The organism is Stenotrophomonas sp. AGC87 (assembly GCF_057333975.1).
In genome coordinates this window covers 185999-204468 of sequence record NZ_JBHFHW010000010.1, presented here as the reverse complement: position 1 = coordinate 204468, position 18470 = coordinate 185999, and the positions used below count along the sequence as shown (strand labels likewise).

The 18470-nt window shown below is 66.6% G+C and carries 20 protein-coding genes; 8 read left to right on the top strand and 12 right to left on the bottom strand.

The window, feature by feature from the left end:
- The first annotated feature begins 194 nt into the window (after window positions 1-194).
- The gene (gene htpG, locus ACE026_RS05270) at window positions 195-2093 is read left to right on the top strand and encodes a molecular chaperone HtpG (RefSeq protein WP_486038231.1); all 1899 of its coding nucleotides are present in this window, start codon (window positions 195-197) and stop codon (window positions 2091-2093) included.
- Window positions 2094-2184: 91 nt separating this feature from the next.
- Here htpG and ACE026_RS05265 read toward each other — a convergent pair whose 3' ends face one another.
- Window positions 2185-2481 carry a hypothetical protein gene (locus ACE026_RS05265; protein WP_346467478.1) on the bottom strand — a complete coding sequence of 99 codons (297 nt, stop codon included), beginning with the start codon at window positions 2479-2481 and terminating at the stop codon, window positions 2185-2187.
- 172 nt (window positions 2482-2653) lie between these two features.
- Between ACE026_RS05265 and ftsY the strand changes: the two genes are divergently transcribed.
- The 3 genes from ftsY to ACE026_RS05250 are packed head-to-tail and all read left to right on the top strand — an operon-like array spanning window position 2654 to window position 5602.
- Complete coding sequence (gene ftsY, locus ACE026_RS05260) at window positions 2654-4138, top strand: signal recognition particle-docking protein FtsY (RefSeq protein WP_486038230.1); 1485 nt, start codon at window positions 2654-2656, stop codon at window positions 4136-4138.
- 50 nt (window positions 4139-4188) lie between these two features.
- Window positions 4189-5328: an A/G-specific adenine glycosylase gene (gene mutY / locus ACE026_RS05255; protein WP_486038229.1), complete on the top strand. Its 1140-nt coding sequence runs from the start codon at window positions 4189-4191 to the stop codon at window positions 5326-5328.
- Window positions 5329-5332: 4 nt separating this feature from the next.
- A complete protein-coding gene (locus ACE026_RS05250; RefSeq protein WP_019183247.1) occupies window positions 5333-5602 on the top strand; it encodes an oxidative damage protection protein in 270 nt (89 codons plus the stop codon).
- Between the two features lie 137 nt (window positions 5603-5739).
- Here ACE026_RS05250 and ACE026_RS05245 read toward each other — a convergent pair whose 3' ends face one another.
- The 10 genes from ACE026_RS05245 to ACE026_RS05200 form a co-directional block, all read right to left on the bottom strand.
- Entirely contained in the window at window positions 5740-6204 is a 465-nt protein-coding gene (locus ACE026_RS05245; RefSeq protein ID WP_088432205.1) for a DUF6491 family protein, read from the bottom strand.
- 105 nt (window positions 6205-6309) lie between these two features.
- Window positions 6310-7023: a lipoprotein-releasing ABC transporter ATP-binding protein LolD gene (gene lolD / locus ACE026_RS05240; protein ID WP_346465538.1), complete on the bottom strand. Its 714-nt coding sequence runs from the start codon at window positions 7021-7023 to the stop codon at window positions 6310-6312.
- Window positions 7016-8257 carry a lipoprotein-releasing ABC transporter permease subunit gene (locus tag ACE026_RS05235; protein ID WP_088432207.1) on the bottom strand — a complete coding sequence of 414 codons (1242 nt, stop codon included), beginning with the start codon at window positions 8255-8257 and terminating at the stop codon, window positions 7016-7018. Before ACE026_RS05235 ends, lolD begins: the two co-directional genes overlap by 8 nt.
- A gap of 23 nt (window positions 8258-8280) precedes the next feature.
- On the bottom strand, window positions 8281-8730 hold the full coding sequence (locus ACE026_RS05230) for a hypothetical protein (RefSeq protein WP_486038228.1): 450 nt from the start codon (window positions 8728-8730) through the stop codon (window positions 8281-8283).
- A complete protein-coding gene (locus ACE026_RS05225) occupies window positions 8681-8929 on the bottom strand; it encodes an FAD assembly factor SdhE (RefSeq protein WP_019183252.1) in 249 nt (82 codons plus the stop codon). The genes ACE026_RS05230 and ACE026_RS05225 overlap by 50 nt, the downstream gene beginning before the upstream one ends.
- A gap of 193 nt (window positions 8930-9122) precedes the next feature.
- A complete protein-coding gene (locus tag ACE026_RS05220; RefSeq protein WP_088432210.1) occupies window positions 9123-9908 on the bottom strand; it encodes a succinate dehydrogenase iron-sulfur subunit in 786 nt (261 codons plus the stop codon).
- Between the two features lie 163 nt (window positions 9909-10071).
- Entirely contained in the window at window positions 10072-11862 is a 1791-nt protein-coding gene (gene sdhA / locus ACE026_RS05215) for a succinate dehydrogenase flavoprotein subunit (RefSeq protein ID WP_121041870.1), read from the bottom strand.
- 31 nt (window positions 11863-11893) lie between these two features.
- A complete protein-coding gene (sdhD, locus tag ACE026_RS05210) occupies window positions 11894-12280 on the bottom strand; it encodes a succinate dehydrogenase, hydrophobic membrane anchor protein (RefSeq protein WP_123728966.1) in 387 nt (128 codons plus the stop codon).
- The gene (sdhC, locus tag ACE026_RS05205; RefSeq protein WP_046273608.1) at window positions 12277-12669 is read right to left on the bottom strand and encodes a succinate dehydrogenase, cytochrome b556 subunit; all 393 of its coding nucleotides are present in this window, start codon (window positions 12667-12669) and stop codon (window positions 12277-12279) included. Before sdhC ends, sdhD begins: the two co-directional genes overlap by 4 nt.
- Before the next feature lie 56 nt (window positions 12670-12725).
- Window positions 12726-12899, bottom strand: coding sequence for a DUF1674 domain-containing protein (locus tag ACE026_RS05200; protein WP_102788321.1), 174 nt, complete (start codon window positions 12897-12899; stop codon window positions 12726-12728).
- Window positions 12900-12938: 39 nt separating this feature from the next.
- Between ACE026_RS05200 and ygfZ the strand changes: the two genes are divergently transcribed.
- A complete protein-coding gene (gene ygfZ, locus ACE026_RS05195; RefSeq protein ID WP_486038227.1) occupies window positions 12939-13808 on the top strand; it encodes a CAF17-like 4Fe-4S cluster assembly/insertion protein YgfZ in 870 nt (289 codons plus the stop codon).
- 45 nt (window positions 13809-13853) lie between these two features.
- Here the strand turns inward: ygfZ and ACE026_RS05190 are convergent, their stop codons facing one another.
- Complete coding sequence (locus tag ACE026_RS05190; protein WP_486038226.1) at window positions 13854-14945, bottom strand: ABC transporter ATP-binding protein; 1092 nt, start codon at window positions 14943-14945, stop codon at window positions 13854-13856.
- A 354-nt stretch (window positions 14946-15299) separates the two neighbouring features.
- Here ACE026_RS05190 and zwf point away from each other — a divergent pair, with 354 nt between their 5' ends.
- The 3 genes from zwf to pgl are packed head-to-tail and all read left to right on the top strand — an operon-like array spanning window position 15300 to window position 18462.
- Window positions 15300-16739: a glucose-6-phosphate dehydrogenase gene (zwf, locus tag ACE026_RS05185; protein ID WP_486038225.1), complete on the top strand. Its 1440-nt coding sequence runs from the start codon at window positions 15300-15302 to the stop codon at window positions 16737-16739.
- Window positions 16736-17743, top strand: a complete 1008-nt coding sequence (gene glk, locus ACE026_RS05180) for a glucokinase (RefSeq protein WP_121041860.1) — start codon at window positions 16736-16738, stop codon at window positions 17741-17743. The genes zwf and glk overlap by 4 nt, the downstream gene beginning before the upstream one ends.
- Window positions 17740-18462, top strand: coding sequence for a 6-phosphogluconolactonase (gene pgl, locus ACE026_RS05175; RefSeq protein WP_486038224.1), 723 nt, complete (start codon window positions 17740-17742; stop codon window positions 18460-18462). Before glk ends, pgl begins: the two co-directional genes overlap by 4 nt.
- Window positions 18463-18470: the final 8 nt, after the last annotated feature.

Here is an 18470-nt window from a genome sequence, read left to right as displayed (position 1 = left end):
GCATGGATGCTGCCCACGAGGCCCCATGGATGGGTTCACGCCGCGCCCCCCCCCCCCCCCCCCCCCGCCCTCCCCACGCAGACAGGCAGGCGCCGTGCCGGAGGTGGCGGCCTTGAATTCGGGACAATCCACCCCTACCCCTTGAGCCAGCCGCCGCGCCGGGCGCGGCAATGCCCCAAGGAGCAACACGACCCATGACCGTGCAGACCCAAAAAGAAACCCTGGGCTTCCAGACCGAAGTCAAACAGCTGCTGCAGCTGATGATCCACTCGCTGTATTCCAACAAGGAAATCTTCCTTCGCGAGCTCATCTCCAACGCCGCCGACGCCTCGGACAAACTGCGCTTCGAAGCGCTGACCCAGCCGGCCCTGCTCGAGAACGACGGCGACCTGCGCATCCGCGTCAGTTTCGATGCCACGGCCAACACCCTGACCATCGACGACAACGGCATCGGCATGAGCCGTGACGAGGCGATCGCGCACCTGGGCACCATCGCCAAGTCCGGCACCGGCGACTTCCTGCGCCAGCTCTCCGGTGACCAGAAGAAGGACTCGCAGCTGATCGGCCAGTTCGGCGTCGGCTTCTACAGCGCCTTCATCGTCGCCGACCAGGTCGACGTCTATTCCCGTCGCGCCGGCCTGCCCGCCAGCGAGGGCGTGCACTGGTCTTCGCGCGGCGAAGGCGAGTTCGACGTGGAAGGCATCGACAAGCCCGAGCGCGGCACCCGCATCGTGCTGCACCTGAAGGACGACCAGCGCGACTTCGCCGACGGCTGGCGCTTGCGCGGCATCATCAAGAAGTACTCCGACCACATCGGCCTGCCGATCCAGATGGCCAAGGAACACCACGGCGAAGACGCCCCGGCCGAGATCGAATGGGAAACCGTCAACCGTGCCAGCGCGCTGTGGACGCGCCCGCGCACCGAGATCACCGACGCCGAGTACCAGGAGTTCTACAAGCACGCCGCGCACGATCATCAGGATCCGCTGGCGTGGAGCCACAACAAGGTGGAAGGCAAGCTTGAGTACACCTCGTTGCTGTATGTCCCCGGCCATGCGCCATTCGATCTGTACCACCGCGATGCGCCCAAGGGCCTGAAGCTGTACGTGCAGCGCGTGTTCGTGATGGACCAGGCCGAGCAGTTCCTGCCGCTGTACCTGCGCTTCATCAAGGGCGTGGTGGATTCCAACGATCTGTCGTTGAACGTCTCGCGCGAAATCCTTCAGTCCGGCCCGGTCATCGATTCGATGAAGTCGGCGCTGACCAAGCGCTCGCTGGACATGCTGGAGAAGCTGGCCAAGGACAAGCCGGAGGTCTACGCGGGCTTCTGGAAGCAGTTCGGCCAGGTGCTCAAGGAAGGTCCGGCCGAAGACTATGGCAACCGCGAGAAGATCGCCGGCCTGCTGCGCTTCGCCTCCACCCATGACGACAGCGGCGAGCCGAGCGTGTCGCTGGCCGATTACGTGGGCCGCATGATCGAGGGCCAGGACAAGATCTACTTCCTGACCGGCGACAGCCACACCCAGGTCAAGGACAGCCCGCACCTGGAAGTCTTCCGCAAGAAGGGCGTGGAGGTGCTGCTGCTCACCGACCGCATCGACGAATGGCTGATGGGGTACCTGACCGAGTTCGACGGCAAGTCGTTCGTCGATGTCGCGCGTGGCGATCTGGACCTGGGCGCGCTGGAAAGCGCCGAAGACAAGCAGGCGCAGGAAGCGGTCGCCAAGGACAAGCAGGCGCTGGTGGACCGCATCAAGTCCGCACTGGGCGATGACGTCGCCGATGTGCGCGTCTCGCATCGCCTGACCGACTCCCCGGCGATCCTGGCGATCGGCGAGCAGGATCTGGGCCTGCAGATGCGCCAGATCCTGGAAGCCAGTGGGCAGAAGGTGCCGGACAGCAAGCCGGTGTTCGAGTTCAACCCGGCCCATCCGCTGATCGGCAAGCTGGACCAGGAAGGCGATGCCGCGCGCTTCGACGACCTGAGCCGCGTGCTGTTCGATCAGGCCGCGCTGGCCGCGGGCGACACGCTGAAGGACCCGGCCGCGTATGTGCGCCGGCTCAACAAGCTGCTGCTGGAGCTGTCGGCGTAAGTCGTGCTGCAGGGGGGTGCCGGCCACGGGTCGGCGCCCGCCGCGGTTGATGGTGCAGGGCGCCGCGCGGCGGTCAGCGCGCGCGCTCGGGTCAGGCCCAGCGGTCGAGCAAGGTGCCCAGCATCTCGTCCTGACGCCGGACCACGGTTGCGTTGGCGGCAAACGCCAGCGCAGCCTGCTTGGCCGTGAGCATATCCGCGATCGGCGCGTTGGCATCGTCGGGGGCGGCGACCACGGTGGCGGTGACACCGCCGCCTGCTGTTGCGGCCTGCGCGACACCCAAGCGGGTGGAATCAGCCACCGGCAATCGCGCCACGTTGGAGGCGGCGGCCTGTACGCCCAGCGAAGCGGCACGCATGCCGGCGCTGGCAATGGACATCACGCTCATCGTTCACCGTTTCCCGTTTCGCCGTCCCGGCCGCGCCCGCATGGCGCAGCCCTTCACAACCGGTAACGGCCGCATCGGCCATTACTTGAGTCCCGCCCCACCGCACCTGCACGCCCATGGGCATTCGGGGCGCAGTGGTAGCATAGCCCTCTGATTTCAGCGTCTTTTGCCAATGCTCAGCTTCTTCCGTCGCAAAAAGCCCCAGGACGCCCCGCAAGAGGCGGCCAAGACCCAGCATTACTCCGCCGAGGAGCTGGCTGCCGCGTTTCCGCAGGCCAGGACCGAGCCTGCTGCACCGCCGGCGCCTGCGCCGCTGCCGCCCGTGGTGGAGACCCCGGTGCCGGCAGCCGAGCCGGCCGCGCCGGTAGAGCGCGTCATCGCGCCGCCCCCGGTGGTCGCCGCGCCGGTTGTGCCCGCCCCTGTGGTGCCTGCTCCGGTGGCCCCGACGCCGGTTGCCCCCGCGCCCGTGGTGGCTGCGCCCGCTGTTCCGGAGCCGACCATCCCCACCCCTGCGGTGGCTGCACCGGTTCAAGCGACACCGGTGGAGGCACGAGTAGTGCCCGCCGCGCCCACCCCGATTCCGGCCGCTCCGGTGAGCGAACCGGCGCCGGCCGTCATTGCGCCGTCGGTTGATCCAGCTCCAATCGCTCCCGCTGCTCCGGTCGCCCCGGTTGCCCCGGTCGCCCCCACCGTCGTGACCGAGCGCCCGTCCTCCCAGGACATCGCCCCCGCTACGGCTGGCAAGAGTGGCTGGCGCGAGCGTCTGCGCAACAGCGTGATCGCCCGCAGCTTCGGCGGTCTGTTCTCGCGCAATCCCAAGCTTGATGACGACCTGCTCGACGAACTGGAAACCGCGCTGATCACCGCCGATGTCGGCGTCGGCGCGACCACGGCGCTGGTCGAAGGCCTGCGCAAGCGCATGAAGGCGCGCGAATTCACCGATGCCAATGCACTGCTCACCGCGCTGCGCGCCGAGCTGATTGCGATCCTGCAGCCGGTGGCCAAGCCGCTGGTGATCGACCCCACCGCCAAGCCGTTCGTGGTGCTCACCGTCGGCGTCAACGGCGTCGGCAAGACCACCACCATCGGCAAGCTGGCCAAGCGCTTCAAGGACGACGGCCACAGCTTGATGCTGGCCGCCGGCGATACCTTCCGCGCCGCTGCCGTCGCGCAGCTGCAGGCGTGGGGCGAGCGCAACGGCGTGGCCGTGGTCGCGCAGGGCCAGAACGCCGATGCGGCCTCGGTCGCCTTCGATGCACTGCAGGCCGGCAAGGCGCGCGGCACCGAGGTGCTGATCGCCGATACGGCCGGTCGCCTGCATACCCAGGCGGGCCTGATGAACGAGCTCGGCAAGATCCGCCGCGTGCTCGGCAAGATCGACGCCAATGCGCCGCATGAAGTGCTGATGGTCATCGACGGCACCACCGGCCAGAACGCGCTTTCTCAGCTGCGTCAGTTCCATGCGGCGGTCAACGTGACCGGCCTGGTGGTGACCAAGCTGGACGGCACCGCCAAAGGCGGCGTGGTGTTCGCGCTGGCGCGTGAGTTCGGCATTCCGATCCGCTTCTGCGGCATCGGCGAGCGCCCGGAAGACCTGCGCGTGTTCGATCCGGAAGCCTTCGTCGATGCACTGCTGCCGGAAGCACTCGGCGCCTGAGCCGATGCAGCCACGCATGGCGTGGCTGTAGACCCTCCTCCGGAACCTGCATGACCCGCCAGCCTCCCGCCAGCGCCCCGTTGCCGACCGACGATGTCTTCGTCCCGCGGCTGCTGCACTGGTTCGATGACCACGGCCGGCACGACCTGCCGTGGCAGCACCCGCGCTCGCCGTACCGGGTATGGCTGTCGGAGATCATGCTGCAGCAGACCCAGGTCAGCACGGTCATCCCGTACTTCCTGAAGTTCCTCGCGGTGTTCCCGACCCTGCCCGACCTGGCCGCGGCCAGCAATGATGCGGTGATGGCGCAGTGGGCCGGGCTGGGCTACTACGCCCGTGCACGCAACCTGCACGCCGCCGCGCAGCGCTGCGTGGACCTGCATGGCGGCGAGCTGCCGCGCGATTTCGATGCGCTGCACGCGCTGCCGGGCATCGGCCGCAGCACCGCAGGCGCGATCCTCAGCCAGGCTTGGAATGATCGGTTCGCGATTCTCGATGGCAACGTCAAACGCGTACTGACCCGTTATCACGGTATCGAGGGCTTCCCCGGCCTGCCGGCGATCGAAAAGCAGCTGTGGGCGGTCGCCGAGGCGCACGCAACGCAGGTGCCTGGCACGCGCATGGTGGATTACACCCAGGCGCAGATGGACCTCGGCGCCAGCGTCTGCAGCCGCAGCAAGCCGGCCTGCGTGATCTGCCCTCTGCAGGCCACCTGCGTTGCGCGTCGTGAAGGCCGCACCGATCAGCTGCCGACGCCCAAACCGGGCAAGACCCTGCCTGAGCGCGAGGCGGTGGCGCTGCTGCTGCGCGATGCGCGCGGCCGGGTGCTGCTGCAGAAGCGGCCGGACACCGGCATCTGGGCGCAGCTGTGGACCCTGCCCCAGGCCGACAGCGGGATCGCGTTGCAGGACTGGTTCGACGCGCACATCGACGGCTCGCTGGATGATGCTGAGCCGCTACCGGTGCTGGAGCACACCTTCAGCCACTACCGGCTGCATCTGCAGGTGCTGAAGGCAACGGTACAGGGGCTGCGCGACGAGAAGGCTGACCTGCGCTGGGTCGCTGCCGAAGCGCTGGCCACGCTGGGCCTGCCTGCACCGATCCGCAAGTTGCTGGAGACAGGTGCACCGCCCGCTCAGCCCAAGCGCCGTACAATGCGGCGCGCAGCATCATCCCAAGACATCGAGTAACGCTATGCCCCGCACCGTTTTCTGCCAGTACGAACAACGCGACGCCGAAGGCCTGGACTTCGTGCCCTACCCCGGCGAACTGGGCCAGCGCATCTTCAACCACATCGGCAAGCCGGCGTGGGCCGCGTGGCTGGCGCACCAGACCATGCTGATCAATGAAAACCGGCTGTCGCCGCGCGACCCCAAGCACCGCGCGTTCCTGGAAGAGGAGCTGGTGAAGTACCTGTTCAGCGGTGGCGCGGAGAAGCCGGCCGGGTTCGTCCCGGAGGCCTGATCGCCGCGGATACCGACCAGCGGTCGGTATCTATTGCGAGGTTGTGGCGATCGTGAGTTAGGGCGATCGCGGGGATGTGACGACCGCGGGGATCGCGGTGCCAACGTCCCTATTCCCTGGCCGGCCAGCGGCCGGCACTACGGGGTCGGCGCCTGCTGGCCTTCTTCGCGCTCCTGTACCTGCGCCTGGCGCAGCTCCTGCTCGGACGCGCGCAACGCCTTGGTATCCAGCTTGCGGATGCTGCTGATGAAGCACGGCAGATTCACCGGGCCGGCCGTCGGGTCGCGCACCAGTACCTTGTCAAAGCGTGACGAAACGCGACCGATCCTGCTGGTCAGGCCGATCGCCGAGGCGTAGTCCAACCCTTGGCACGGTCCGGCCAGATCCAGCAGATAGCCCTCGCTCGGGCGCGTCCAGACCGCCAGCGCACTGTCGCCGAGAGCCGTCCAGCCCGACAGCGAACCGTACAGCGGCATGTCCTGCTGCGGCGGCCCGGCGTGGGCGCGGTAGAGATCGAGCTTCTGCGCGGTGGACAACCGGCCGGTACTGGCACACGCGGCCAAGCCGAGGCACAGGGCCGCGATGGCAAGGGTCTGCTTCATGACGCCTCCTGCTGGGGAATGTGCGCCGATCATGCGCCGCCCGGCGTGGTCCCGGCGAGAGGAACCCGCCGGGTGTTCAGCGCTCAGGCAGGCACGGAGGCCTGCTCAGACCTCGCTGTGCGCCAGGCTGTGCAGCCGCCCTTCGCGCAACTCCAGCACGCGGTCCAGCTTGCGCGCCAGGGAGCGGTCGTGGGTCACCAGCACCAGGCTGGTGTGGTGCGCGCGGTTGAGCTCAAGCATCAGCTCGAACACGGTCGCGGCAGTCTTGTCGTCCAGGTTGCCGGTCGGCTCATCACCGAGCACGCAGGCCGGGCGGTTGACCAGCGCGCGGGCCACGGCCGCACGCTGGCGCTCACCGCCGGACAGCTCGCCCGGCTTGTGGTCCAGGCGATGGCCCAGGCCGACCGATTCCAGCAGCGCCTGCGCACGGCTGCGCGCATCGACCACTTCTTCGCCACCGAGCAGCACCGGCATCATCACGTTTTCCAGCGCGGTGAATTCGGGCAGAAGGTGATGGAACTGGTACACGAAGCCGAGCGCGCGGTTGCGCAGCTGGCCGCGCTGGCTGTCGGACAGGCCGGACATGCGCTGGCCGGCCACGTAGACCTCGCCCGCCGTCGGCGTATCCAGCCCACCGAGCAGGTGCAGCAGGGTGCTCTTGCCCGCGCCGGAGGCCCCGATGATGGCCACGGTCTCGCCGGCCGCTACGCGCAGGTCCAGCCCATTGAACACGGGCGTCTGCATGCGGCCTTCGGCATAGGTCTTGGCCAGCGCTTCGGCGCGGATGACTTCCTGGCCCAGGGTGAGTGCTTCATTCATAACGCAGGGCCTCCGCCGGCTGGGTACGTGCCGCGCGCCAGGCGGGATACAGGGTGGCAAGGAAGCTCATGACCAGGGCCACGGCGGTGATCACGATGATGTCCGGGGTCTGCATGTCGGTCGGCAGGCCGGTGATGTAGTACACGTCCTCCGGCAGCAGCTTGACGTTGAACAGCGTCTCGATCGCGCCGAGGATGCGCTCCAGGTTCAAGGTCAGGGTGATGCCACCGATCACGCCGAGCACGGTGCCGAAGATGCCGATCAGCGAGCCCTGCACCATGAACACCTGCATGACGCCGCCCGGGGTCAGGCCCAGGGTGCGCAGGATCGCGATGTCGGCCTGCTTGTCGGTGACCAGCATCACCTGCGAGGAGACCAGGTTGAACGCGCCCATGGCGATGATCAGCGAGAGCAGGATGCCCATCACCACCTTCTCCATGCGCAGCGAGTGATACAGGTTCGCGTTCTGCTGGGTCCAGTCGCTGACCCGGTACGCACCGGTCAGGTTGTGGGCCAGATCGACGCCGACATCCAGCGCCTTGTCCATGTCATGCAGTTTCAGGCGCACGCCGGTGACGCCATCGATGCGCAGTACTTTTTCCAGATCGGCCATGTTGGCGTAGGCCACGCCGCGGTCGACCTCGTTGTAACCGGCTTCGAAGATGCCGCTCACGGTGAAGCGTTTCATGCGCGGGATCGCGCCGATCGGCGTGCCCTGCACTTCGGCCAACGTGACCAGCACGGTATCGCCGACGCCGACACCTAGGTAGATCGCCAGTTCCTGGCCGACCAGCAGGTTGTAGCTGCCCGCGGTCAGGCTGTCGAAGCTGCCTTTCTTGACCTTCTGGTTGATCACCGAGACGTTCGGCTCCAGCGCCGGGTCGATGCCCTGCACGATGGCACCCTGCACGCGCGGGCCGCTGAGCATGGCCTGGATTTCGATGTACGGTGCCGCGCCGGCAACCCGCGGGTCCTTCTTGGCCACCTCCACCGCATGCGCCCAATCGGCCATCGGGGCGCCGTCGGTGGTGATGGTGGTATGCGCGGTCATCTGCAGCAGGCGATCGCGGATTTCCTTCTGGAAACCGCTCATGACCGCCAGCGTGGTGATCAGCACGGTCACGCCCAGGGCAATGCCGAGGATCGAGGCCATGGAGATGAAGGAGATGAAGCCGTTGCGGCGTTTGGCGCGCAGGTAGCGCAGGCCAATCGAGACAGGTATGGGTTTGAACATGCAGGTACGCCGGACAATTCAGGCTATGGTGCCACTGCAGGGGGTGAACGGGAAATGCAGTGTGCCCGGACGGCTAGTCGCAGTTCACGTGCCTGCGCCGGCGGAAGGGTATCGGGCCAGAACAAGCGCCAATGGCGGCGGCCTTCCTGGCGCCACCCCAGCTGCACCAGCGGGCCGCGGTGCCGCATCTGCAGCGCCTCGACCGGCTCGCCATCCACCTGCGCCGGGTCTTCGTCCGCGGGGATCACGAAGACGCAGCCCGGGCGGCGCGCATATCGCCACGCCTCCCACCAGGTGCCGGCCATTGCCACCATGCCCAGCGCCAGGCCCCACGGCGCGGGCAGATCGGTCGCCCACACTGCCCAGGGCATCACAGCGCCCATGGCGATCAGCGCGCGGCACTGCCAGCACGAGGGAGACCACTCACGCTGGAAGGGCGCGGATCCGGGCGATGAGGGCAGCGGGTGCGGCATGCGGGCACTCCTCGTAACCCATGAACCAGCGCCACAACTTATCGTCCTCGCTCTCGAGCAGGAACAGGAAAACCTCGCGCTCGTCTGTCGGTGCCTGCAGCCAGCAACGGTCCAGGTAACGGCCGAACAGCTGGTCCAGCTCGCGCATGCCGCGGCGGCAACGCCAGCGCAGCTTTTTCAGTTCGGTTGCTTCGTCCATTTTCTGCGTTTCCAGATAAGGCAAAGCCACGCATGGCGTGGCTCTACCGTTTCGATCATTTTCTGCGAAGCCACGCATGGCGTGGCTCTACCGTTTCGATCTTTTTCTGCGAAGCCACGCATGGCGTGGCTCTACCGTTTCGATCTTTTTCTGCGAAGCCACGCATGGCGTGGCGCTACAGGACACGTCTGGATCAGGCGCGACGCGCCATCATCAGCTTCTTGATCTCGGCAATGGCCAGCGCCGGGTTCAGGCCCTTCGGGCAGGTCCGCGAGCAGTTCATGATGGTGTGGCAGCGGTACAGCTTGAACGGGTCTTCCAGCTCGTCCAGGCGCGCACCGGTGTCTTCATCGCGCGAGTCGATGATCCAGCGGTAGGCCTGCAGCAGGATGGCCGGGCCCAGGTAACGCTCGCCGTTCCACCAGTAGCTCGGGCAGCTGGTCGAGCAGCAGGCGCACAGGATGCACTCGTACAGGCCATCGAGCTTCTTGCGGTCTTCCGGCGACTGCAGGCGCTCGCGATCCGGCGGCGGCGGGGTCTGGGTACGGATCCACGGCTTGATCGAGGCGTACTGCGCGTAGAAATGGGTCAGGTCCGGCACCAGATCCTTGACCACGCTCATGTGCGGCAGCGGGTAGATCGGCACTTCGGCCTTGCCGCAATCGGCAATCGCGCGGGTGCAGGCCAGCGTGTTGGTGCCGTCGATGTTCATCGCGCACGAACCGCAGATGCCCTCGCGGCACGAACGACGGAAGGTCAGGGTCGGATCGATCTCGTTCTTGATCTTGATCAGCGCGTCCAGGACCATCGGGCCGCAGGCGTCCAGATCGATCTCATACGTATCGGTGCGCGGATTGCTGTCGTCGTCGGGACTCCAGCGGTAGATCTTGAAGGTGCGGGTGTTCTTCGCACCGGTCTGGGCGGGGAAGTGCTTGCCCTTTCCGATCTTGGAATTCTTGGGGAGGGAAAACTCGGCCATGGCTGTTCTCGTTGGCTCAGGCGGCTCGCGCTGCAACGCAGGCGCGGGTAGCACGGAAGATGAGGAAGTCGACACCACCGGCCCGCGGCGCACGCGCCACCCCACCCGTGCGGGTAGTGGCGGTCGCGAGCGCGGCGTGGACGGAGGTCATGCCGCAGGTCTCTTAGTAAACGCGCGGCTTGGGCGGGACGACGTCCACGTCCTTGCTCAGCGTGTACATGTGGACCGGACGGTAGTCGAACTCGCACTTGCCGTTCTCGTCGACGTTGACCAGCGTGTGCTTCTGCCAGTTGACGTCGTCGCGGTCCGGGAAGTCCTCATGCGCATGCGCGCCGCGGCTTTCCTTGCGCTGTTCGGCCGAGTTGATCGTCGCCACCGCGTTGAGCAGCAGGTTGTTCAGCTCGTAGGTTTCGATCAGGTCCGAGTTCCACACCAGCGAACGATCGGAGACCTTGACGTCCTGGAAGGAGTCGAAGATCTCGGCCATCTTGGTGCAGCCCTCTTCCAGCGTCTTGCTGGTACGGAACACCGCCGCGTCGTTCTGCATGGTGCGCTGCATGCGATCGCGGATGACCGAGGTCGGGGTGTCGCCGTTGGCGTAACGCAGCTTGTCGAGCAGGCCCAGGGCCTTGTCGCAGGCATCGGACGGCAGGGTCTTGTGCGGTGCGCCGGACTTGATGGTGTCGGCACAACGGTTGGCCACCGCACGGCCGAACACGACCAGATCCAGCAGCGAGTTCGAGCCCAGGCGGTTGGCGCCGTGCACGGACACGCAGGCCGCTTCGCCGATGGCGTACAGGCCCGGCACGACCGCATCGGGGTTGTCGCCGACCTTGCGCACGACTTCGCCGTGGTAGTTGGTCGGGATGCCGCCCATGTTGTAGTGCACGGTCGGGATGACCGGGATCGGCTGCTTGTGCACATCCACGCCGGCGAAGATGCGGGCGCTTTCAGCGATGCCCGGCAGCTTGTCGTCGATGACGCCCGGGCCGAGGTGGGTCAGGTCGAGCAGGATGTGATCCTTGTGCTCGCCGACGCCGCGGCCTTCGCGGATCTCGATGGTCATCGAACGCGACACCACGTCACGCGAGGCCAGATCCTTGTAGTGCGGTGCATAGCGCTCCATGAAGCGCTCGCCGTTGCTGTTGCGCAGGATGCCGCCTTCGCCACGCACGCCTTCGGTGATCAGGCAGCCCGCGCCGTAGATACCGGTCGGGTGGAACTGCACGAACTCCATGTCCTGCATCGGCAGGCCGGCACGCATGACCAGACCGCCGCCGTCGCCGGTGCAGGTGTGGGCCGAGGTGGCGCTGAAGTAGGCGCGGCCGTAGCCGCCGGTGGCCAGCACCACGCCATGGGCGCGGAACAGGTGCAGCGAGCCGTCGGCCATGTCCAGCGCGAGCACGCCGCGGCAGACGCCTTCGTCATCGAAGATCAGGTCGAGGGCGAAGTACTCGATCATGAAGCGCGCGTTGTGCGCCAGCGACTGCTGGTACAGCGTGTGCAGCATGGCGTGGCCGGTACGGTCGGCGGCGGCGCAGGTGCGCTGCGCGGACGGGCCTTCGCCGTACTTGGTGGTCATGCCGCCGAACGGGCGCTGGTAGATCTTGCCTTCTTCGGTACGGCTGAACGGCACACCGTAGTGTTCCAGTTCGATGATGGCCGGGATCGCTTCGCGGCACATGTACTCGATGGCGTCCTGGTCACCCAGCCAATCCGAGCCCTTGATGGTGTCGAAGAAGTGGTAGCGCCAGTCGTCTTCACCCATGTTGCCCAGCGCGGCGGAAATACCGCCCTGCGCGGCCACGGTGTGCGAACGGGTCGGGAAGACCTTGGTCAGGCAGACCGTCTGCAGGCCCTTGGCGGCAAGACCGAACGTAGCGCGCAGGCCAGCACCGCCGGCGCCGACCACGACCATGTCGTACTTGTGTTCCGTAATCTTGTAAGCGGACATCTAATCTGGATTCCTGTCTTGGTGCCTGGACTCAGGCAACGCCGAGCGTAATGCGGGCGACCGCAAACACACTGACGATCGCGCCGAGCACGGCGATGAACTTCACCGTCGTCTGCAGCGCCAGGGCCAGCAGCGAATTGTGGATGTAGTCTTCCAGCACGACCTGCAGGCCGAGCTGGGCATGCCAGAACATCGCGACCAGGAAGCCGACCAGCAGCACCGCGTTCCACGGCTTGGACACCGCGTCGGTGGCGGTCACGTAATCGGCGCCGATCAGGCTCAGCACGAACACCAGGAACCAGATGGTCAGGCCGACCAGCGCGGTGGCGGTCAAGCGCTGCATCACGAAGTGTTCGGTACCGGTCTTGGCGGCGCCCAGGCCACGCACGTTCTTCAGCGGGGTACGGTACTTGTTCATGCGGCCGCTCCCATGAAGACATAGGCCCAGATCAGGGCGGTGATCACCAGGCTGGCGAAGACCGAGACCCAGCTGCTGCGCACGAAGGCGGGAATGGAGAAGCCGATCGCGAAGTCCTGCACGATATGGCGGATGCCATTGCACAGGTGGTAGGCGAAGGACCAGGTCCAGGCGAACAGGAAGAGCTTGCCGTACCAGCTACCGGCGTGGCCGGTGAAGCAGTTCCAGGATTCAGGACCCATCATCAGGGCGAGCAGGCCGCCGGCAATGATCAGGGCTCCAACAGACAGAAAGATGCCGGTCGCTCGATGCAGGATCGAGGTGGCCATCTGAATCTGCCAGCGATACACCTGAAGGTGCGGGGAAAGGGGACGTTCTCTGGCGGCCATTCGCTGGGCTCGTTATCTCGGCTGGGCGGCGCAATGCCGCGTTGGCTCAATGCTGATCAAAAATCGATGCAGCGTCCGTTTTTTTCCCAATCTCCGTACCGCACCGGATCAAGTCCGCCGCGGCCGCCGATTTCCAAAGGCACTGCCGGCGTCGCGGGGAGCGGTTGCTCCTCCGGTACCAGCGTGCCTTCAGCTTCAGAATCTGGAGTGGGGGTTGTTTGGCCTATCATGGGTGTTCTCGCAACGCACAAATTTTAGACCCCGTTCACGTGCCTGACAACCTGCCCTCCGATTTCGCCGGCTTTTCGCGCCTCCCCGGTCACCAGCTGCTCAGTCTCAGCGGTGCCGATGCGGCCGCCTTCGCCCACGCCCAATTCTCCAGCGACGTCACCGCCCTGCCCCTGCGGCATTGGCAGTGGAGCGCCTGGCTGACGGCCAAGGGCCGCACCATTGCTGTGTTCCAGCTGTTGCGGCTGGAGCAAGACCGCATCGTGCTGGTGCTCGCCGATGGCGACGCCGATGCGATTGCGTCGCAGTTGCAGCGTTTCGTGTTCCGCCGCAAGGTGCGGATCGAGCTGCGAAACGATCTGGCGGTGGTGGCGAGCTTCACCACGCCCGAAGCGGCCTCCGGGGCCGCGATTGCGCAACTTGCCGGCGAAAACCTCGAACTGGACCTCGGCAGCGATGCGCTTCCGCGCAGCCTGCGGATCGGTCCGGCCGATGCCGTGGCCGCTGCGGCCGACAGCGCGGATATCACGCTGGCCTGGCGCCAGTCCGACCTGCGCTATGGCCTGCCGCGGCTGGATGCCGATCAGCGCGAGCAGTGGACACCGCAGCAGCTCGGGCTGGACCGCCTGAACGGGTACAGCGTCAAGAAGGGCTGCTACCCGGGCCAGGAAATCGTGGCCCGCACTCATTTCCTTGGCAAGGCCAAGCGCGCCCTGCAGCTGCTGCGGGTCGTGGAGGGCACGACCAGCGGCACGCAGGTGCATCAGAACGCAGCGGCGATTGGCACGGTGGCCTCGGTGGCCGGTGACCTGGCCCTGGCGGTGCTGCCGCTGGAGATCGCGCCGGAGCCGCTGACGGTCGGCGGGGTCGAAGCCGCCCACCTGCCCTTGCTGGACGGCCTGGCGCGGTAAGAGGCGCCGACCGCTGGTCGGCGCACCCCGTAACCCATCCGCGCCTTACGCGTCCTTCAGACGCTCGCCGCTCTGCGCATCGAAGAAATGCAGGCCCTGCGGCTGGATCGCCACCCGGATCGGCTCACCGACGGACGGCAATGCCTGCGGGGCCACGCGCATCACCAACGGCTGGCCGCCACTGGTCATGTTGACGAAGATCTCGTTGCCGACCGGCTCGATGCCGTCGATCATCGCCTCGAACGCGGTCGCATCACCGGTGGCGGCCGGCTGCAGATGCTCCGGGCGCACGCCCACGGCGATCGCCTTGCCAACCCACGCCTGATCGATCCGCGCCTGGCCCAGCGGCGCGGTCAGCCCGGTGTCCTGCACGGCATAGCCGCTGTCGGTGCGCTGCAGGGTGCCGCGCAGCACGTTCATCGCCGGGCTGCCGAGGAAGCCGGCCACGAACAGGTTGGCCGGACGGTCGTACAGCGCCATCGGGGTATCGATCTGCTGGATCACGCCATCCTTGAGCACCACGATGCGCTGGCCCAGGGTCATCGCTTCCACCTGATCGTGGGTCACGTAGATCATGGTGGTGCCCAGCTTGCGGTGCAGCTGCGCGATTTCCGTGCGCACGCTGTGGCGCAGCTTGGCATCCAGGTTGGACAGCGGCTCATCCAGCAGGAACACCGCCGGCTCACGCACCAGGGCGCGGCCCAGCGCGACGCGCTGACGCTGGCCACCGGACATCGCCTTGGGGAGCTTGTCGAGCATGTCGGTCAGGCCCAGCGTTTCGGCCGCCTCGCTGACCCGCTTGCTGATCGTCGCCTTGTCGTGGCCGCGCAGCTTCAGACCGAAGGCCAGGTTCTCGGCCACGGTCATGTGCGGGTAGAGCGCGTAGCTCTGGAACACCATGGCGATGTCACGATCCTTCGGCGCCACGTCGTTGACCACGCGGTCGCCGATGGTCAGCGTGCCGCCACTGATCTCCTCCAGGCCGGCGACCATGCGCAGCAGTGTGGACTTGCCACACCCGGACGGCCCCACCAGCACCATCAATTCACCATCGGCCACTTCGAAGGTCGCGCCCTGCACGGCCACCTGACCGTTGTCGTAGACCTTGCGAACGCCCTGCAACTGCACTTTTGCCATATCACCATTCCAGTCCGCCCGGTCTCCGGGCTGTTATGCGGAACTGCCTTCGGCCCTCCCGATGGCAGGTCGATGGCGTGGTGCCGCATGACGGCGACCACTGCAATCGAATACAGTCTGCGCATTCTGCCATGTAAACGTTTTCACGTGGCACTATCCGATAGTCGGCCGTGATCGGGATGCCGGGGAGGATGCGATATCTCCCACGACACCCGGTCGGCAGGCCATCATGCCGGGCGGAATCCATGGGGCGTGCTGCACCTGCAACAAGCAGACAACGGACCCCGCCCGACCCCCGAGAACATAGACGAGAAGCGATTGACAACGATGTCACCCGGATCTGAAACTCGAGCGATGCACGACACCCTCTTCCTGTTTGGCGCCACAGGTGACCTGGCCCAGCGCTATCTGTTCCCCTCGCTGCTGCGGTTGCTGGGCGACGGCCTGCTCCCCGAAGACTTCAAGGTCCGTGCGCTGGCGCTGTCGCCGCACGATACCGAGGCCTTCCGCGAGATCCTGCGCCCGCGCCTGCAGCAGGCCATGCCCATGGCCAGCCAGGACGACATCCACTCGCTGCTGCAGCGCATCGACTACCGTTCGGTGGATCTGCGCAATCCCGAATCCGTGGCCGAATCGGTCCATGATCTGGTCGACCGCAACTGCGTGAGCTACCTGGCGATCCCGCCGGGCCTGTACATCTCCACCTGCGAAGGCTTGGCCAAGGGCGGCGCACTGGCCGCACCGCACCGGCTGATGCTGGAAAAGCCGATCGGCAGCGACAGCGCCAGCGCCGAGGAGATCATCTCCACCATCGGCCAGTGGATCGACGAAGACCGCGTCTTCCGCCTGGATCACTACCTGGGCAAGGCCGCAGTGCAGAACCTGATCGCGCTGCGCTTCGGCAACACGCTGCTCGAAGCGGTCTGGAACCGCAACTACATCGAATCGGTGCATATCCTGGTCGCCGAGAGCGAGGGCGTGGACGGCCGCGATGCGTATTACGCTCGCTCCGGTGCGCTGCGCGACATGGTCCAGAGCCACATCCTGCAGCTGCTGTGCCTAGTCGCGATGGAGCCGCCGGCGTCGCTGGAGGCCGATCGCATCCGCGATGAGAAGGTCAAAGTGCTGCGCGCCCTGCGCCCGCTCGATGCCAAGCATGCCGCGCGTGACAGCGTGCGTGGCCGCTACACCGCCGGCACCATCAACGGCCAGCCCGCGCAGGCCTACCAGCCGCCGGAAGGCAGCGATGTGGAAACCTTCGCCGGCGTCACCGCGCATATCGACAACTGGCGCTGGTCCGGCGTGCCGTTCCATCTGGTCACCGGCAAGCGCCTGGCCGAGCGCACCACCCGCGTGGTGGTCACGCTCAAGCCGGTCACGCATTGGCTGTTCGAGCGCCCGCACCGCGGCAACGCCACCCCGAACCGGATCACCTTCCAGCTGCAGCCGCAGGAAAACATCGAGCTGGGCTTGATGAGCTCGCTGGCCGGCCCGGAATGGGGCGCGCTGGAACTGCACCCGCTGGAACTGGAACTGTCCGTACCCACCGGCCTGCACCGCCGCATCGCCTACGAGCGCCTGTTCCTGGATGCCTTCAACGGCAACCACGCCCTGTTCGTGCGTGATGACGAAGTGCGCGCGGCCTGGGCCTGGATCGACAGCGTCAGCGACGCATGGAAGGAAGCCAAGCTGCCGCTGCAGCCCTACCCGGCCGGTGAATGGGGTCCGGAAGAAGCTGCCGGCTTCCTGCCCGTCGATGCCGACGCCGACGCTGCCCGTGGTGGCCAGGCATGACGGTGTTGTCCCAGCCGGTCCTCGTCGCGGATATCGGAGGTACCAACGCTCGCTTCGCGCTCGCCGACACCTCGCTGGCCGCGCCGCTGCAGCAGGACAGCATCCGCGAATTCGCCGTCGCTGATTTCCCTTCGCTGGGCGAGGCCGCACGGCACTATCTCGAGCAGATCGGCGCGGAAGCCAAGCGCGGCGTGTTCGCCGTGGCCGGCCGCGTGGACGGTGACGAAGCCCGCATCACCAATCACCCGTGGGTGATTTCGCGCATGCGCACCGCGCACATGCTCGGCTTCGACGAACTGCACCTGATCAACGACTTCGCCGCCCAGGCAATGGCCATTTCACTGCTGCAGCCGCAGGACGTGATCCAGGTCGGCGGCGCGGCATGGGTGCCGGGCAAGCCGGGCCAGCCGCGCAACTATGCGGTGATCGGCCCCGGCACCGGGCTCGGCGTGGGCGGCTTGATCCTGCGCCACGGCCGCTGCTATCCGCTGGAAACCGAGGGTGGCCACGTCAGCTTCCCGCCCGGGACGCCGGAAGAGATCCGCATCCTGGAAATCCTCTCCGAGCAGTTCGGCCGTGTCTCCAACGAACGCCTGATCTGCGGCCCTGGCCTGGTCAACATCCATCGCGCCGTGTGCGAGATGGCCGACATCGACCCGGGCCAACTGCAGCCGGTGGACGTCACCGCGCGTGCGCTGCATGGCGACCCGCAGGCGATGCGGACCGTGGATGTGTTCTGTGCCGTGTTCGGCGCGATCGCCGGTGACCTGGTGCTGATGCAGGGCGCCTGGGATGGCGTATTCCTGACCGGCGGCCTGGTGCCGAAGATGCTCGATTCGCTGCAGCACTCCGGCTTCCGCCAGCGCTTTGAACATAAGGGCCGCTTCTCTTCGATCATGTCCAAGGTGCCGTCACTGGCCGTGATGCACCCCAGCCCCGGCCTGCTCGGCGCGGCCGCGTATGCGGCGGATGTGGAACGCGATCTGCCGGGAGGCACTGCATGAATACCCTGGATACGTCCGATCGTTTCACCCTGATCCGCCATGGCGATGCCGATGGCTGGATCGAGGCCGTGGCCGCCGAAATGGCCGCCGAGCTCAACCGCGACATCGCCGAGTTCGGCCGGGCGCGCATGTTGCTCTCCGGCGGCACCACGCCGGCGCCGATCTACCAGGCACTGGCCGAGCTGGACGTTCAATGGGACCGGGTGGAAGTGAGCCTGGTCGATGAGCGCTGGCTGTCGCCGCAGGATCGCGACAGCAATGCCTGGCTGGTACGCGAGAGTTTCCTCAACCGTGCCGAAGGCGCGCATTTCGATCCGCTGGTACGGGTCGGCAAGCCGCTGCCCGAATGCGTCTACAGCGCCAACCTGCAGGCCCAGCACAGCCAGCGGCCGTGCCTGAGCGTGATCGGCATGGGCAACGACGGCCACACCGCCTCGCTGTTCCCGGGCTCGAAGGATCTGACCCGCGCCTTGGAAAGCACCCTGCCCTACGCGGCGCTGGATGCCACCGGCTGCCCCGGTGCCAATCAGTGGCCGCTGCGCATCACCCTCACCCCGCATGGCTTGAAGCAGAGCCGCCAGCGCCTGTTGCTGCTGCGTGGCAAGCAGAAGCTGGAAGTGCTCAAGCACGCGCTGGAAAGCAACAATCCGCAGCTGTATCCCATCCTCAATGCGATCGATCTCGACGGCGCGAAACTGCGCGTCCACTGGTGTGACTGAGTTGCCCC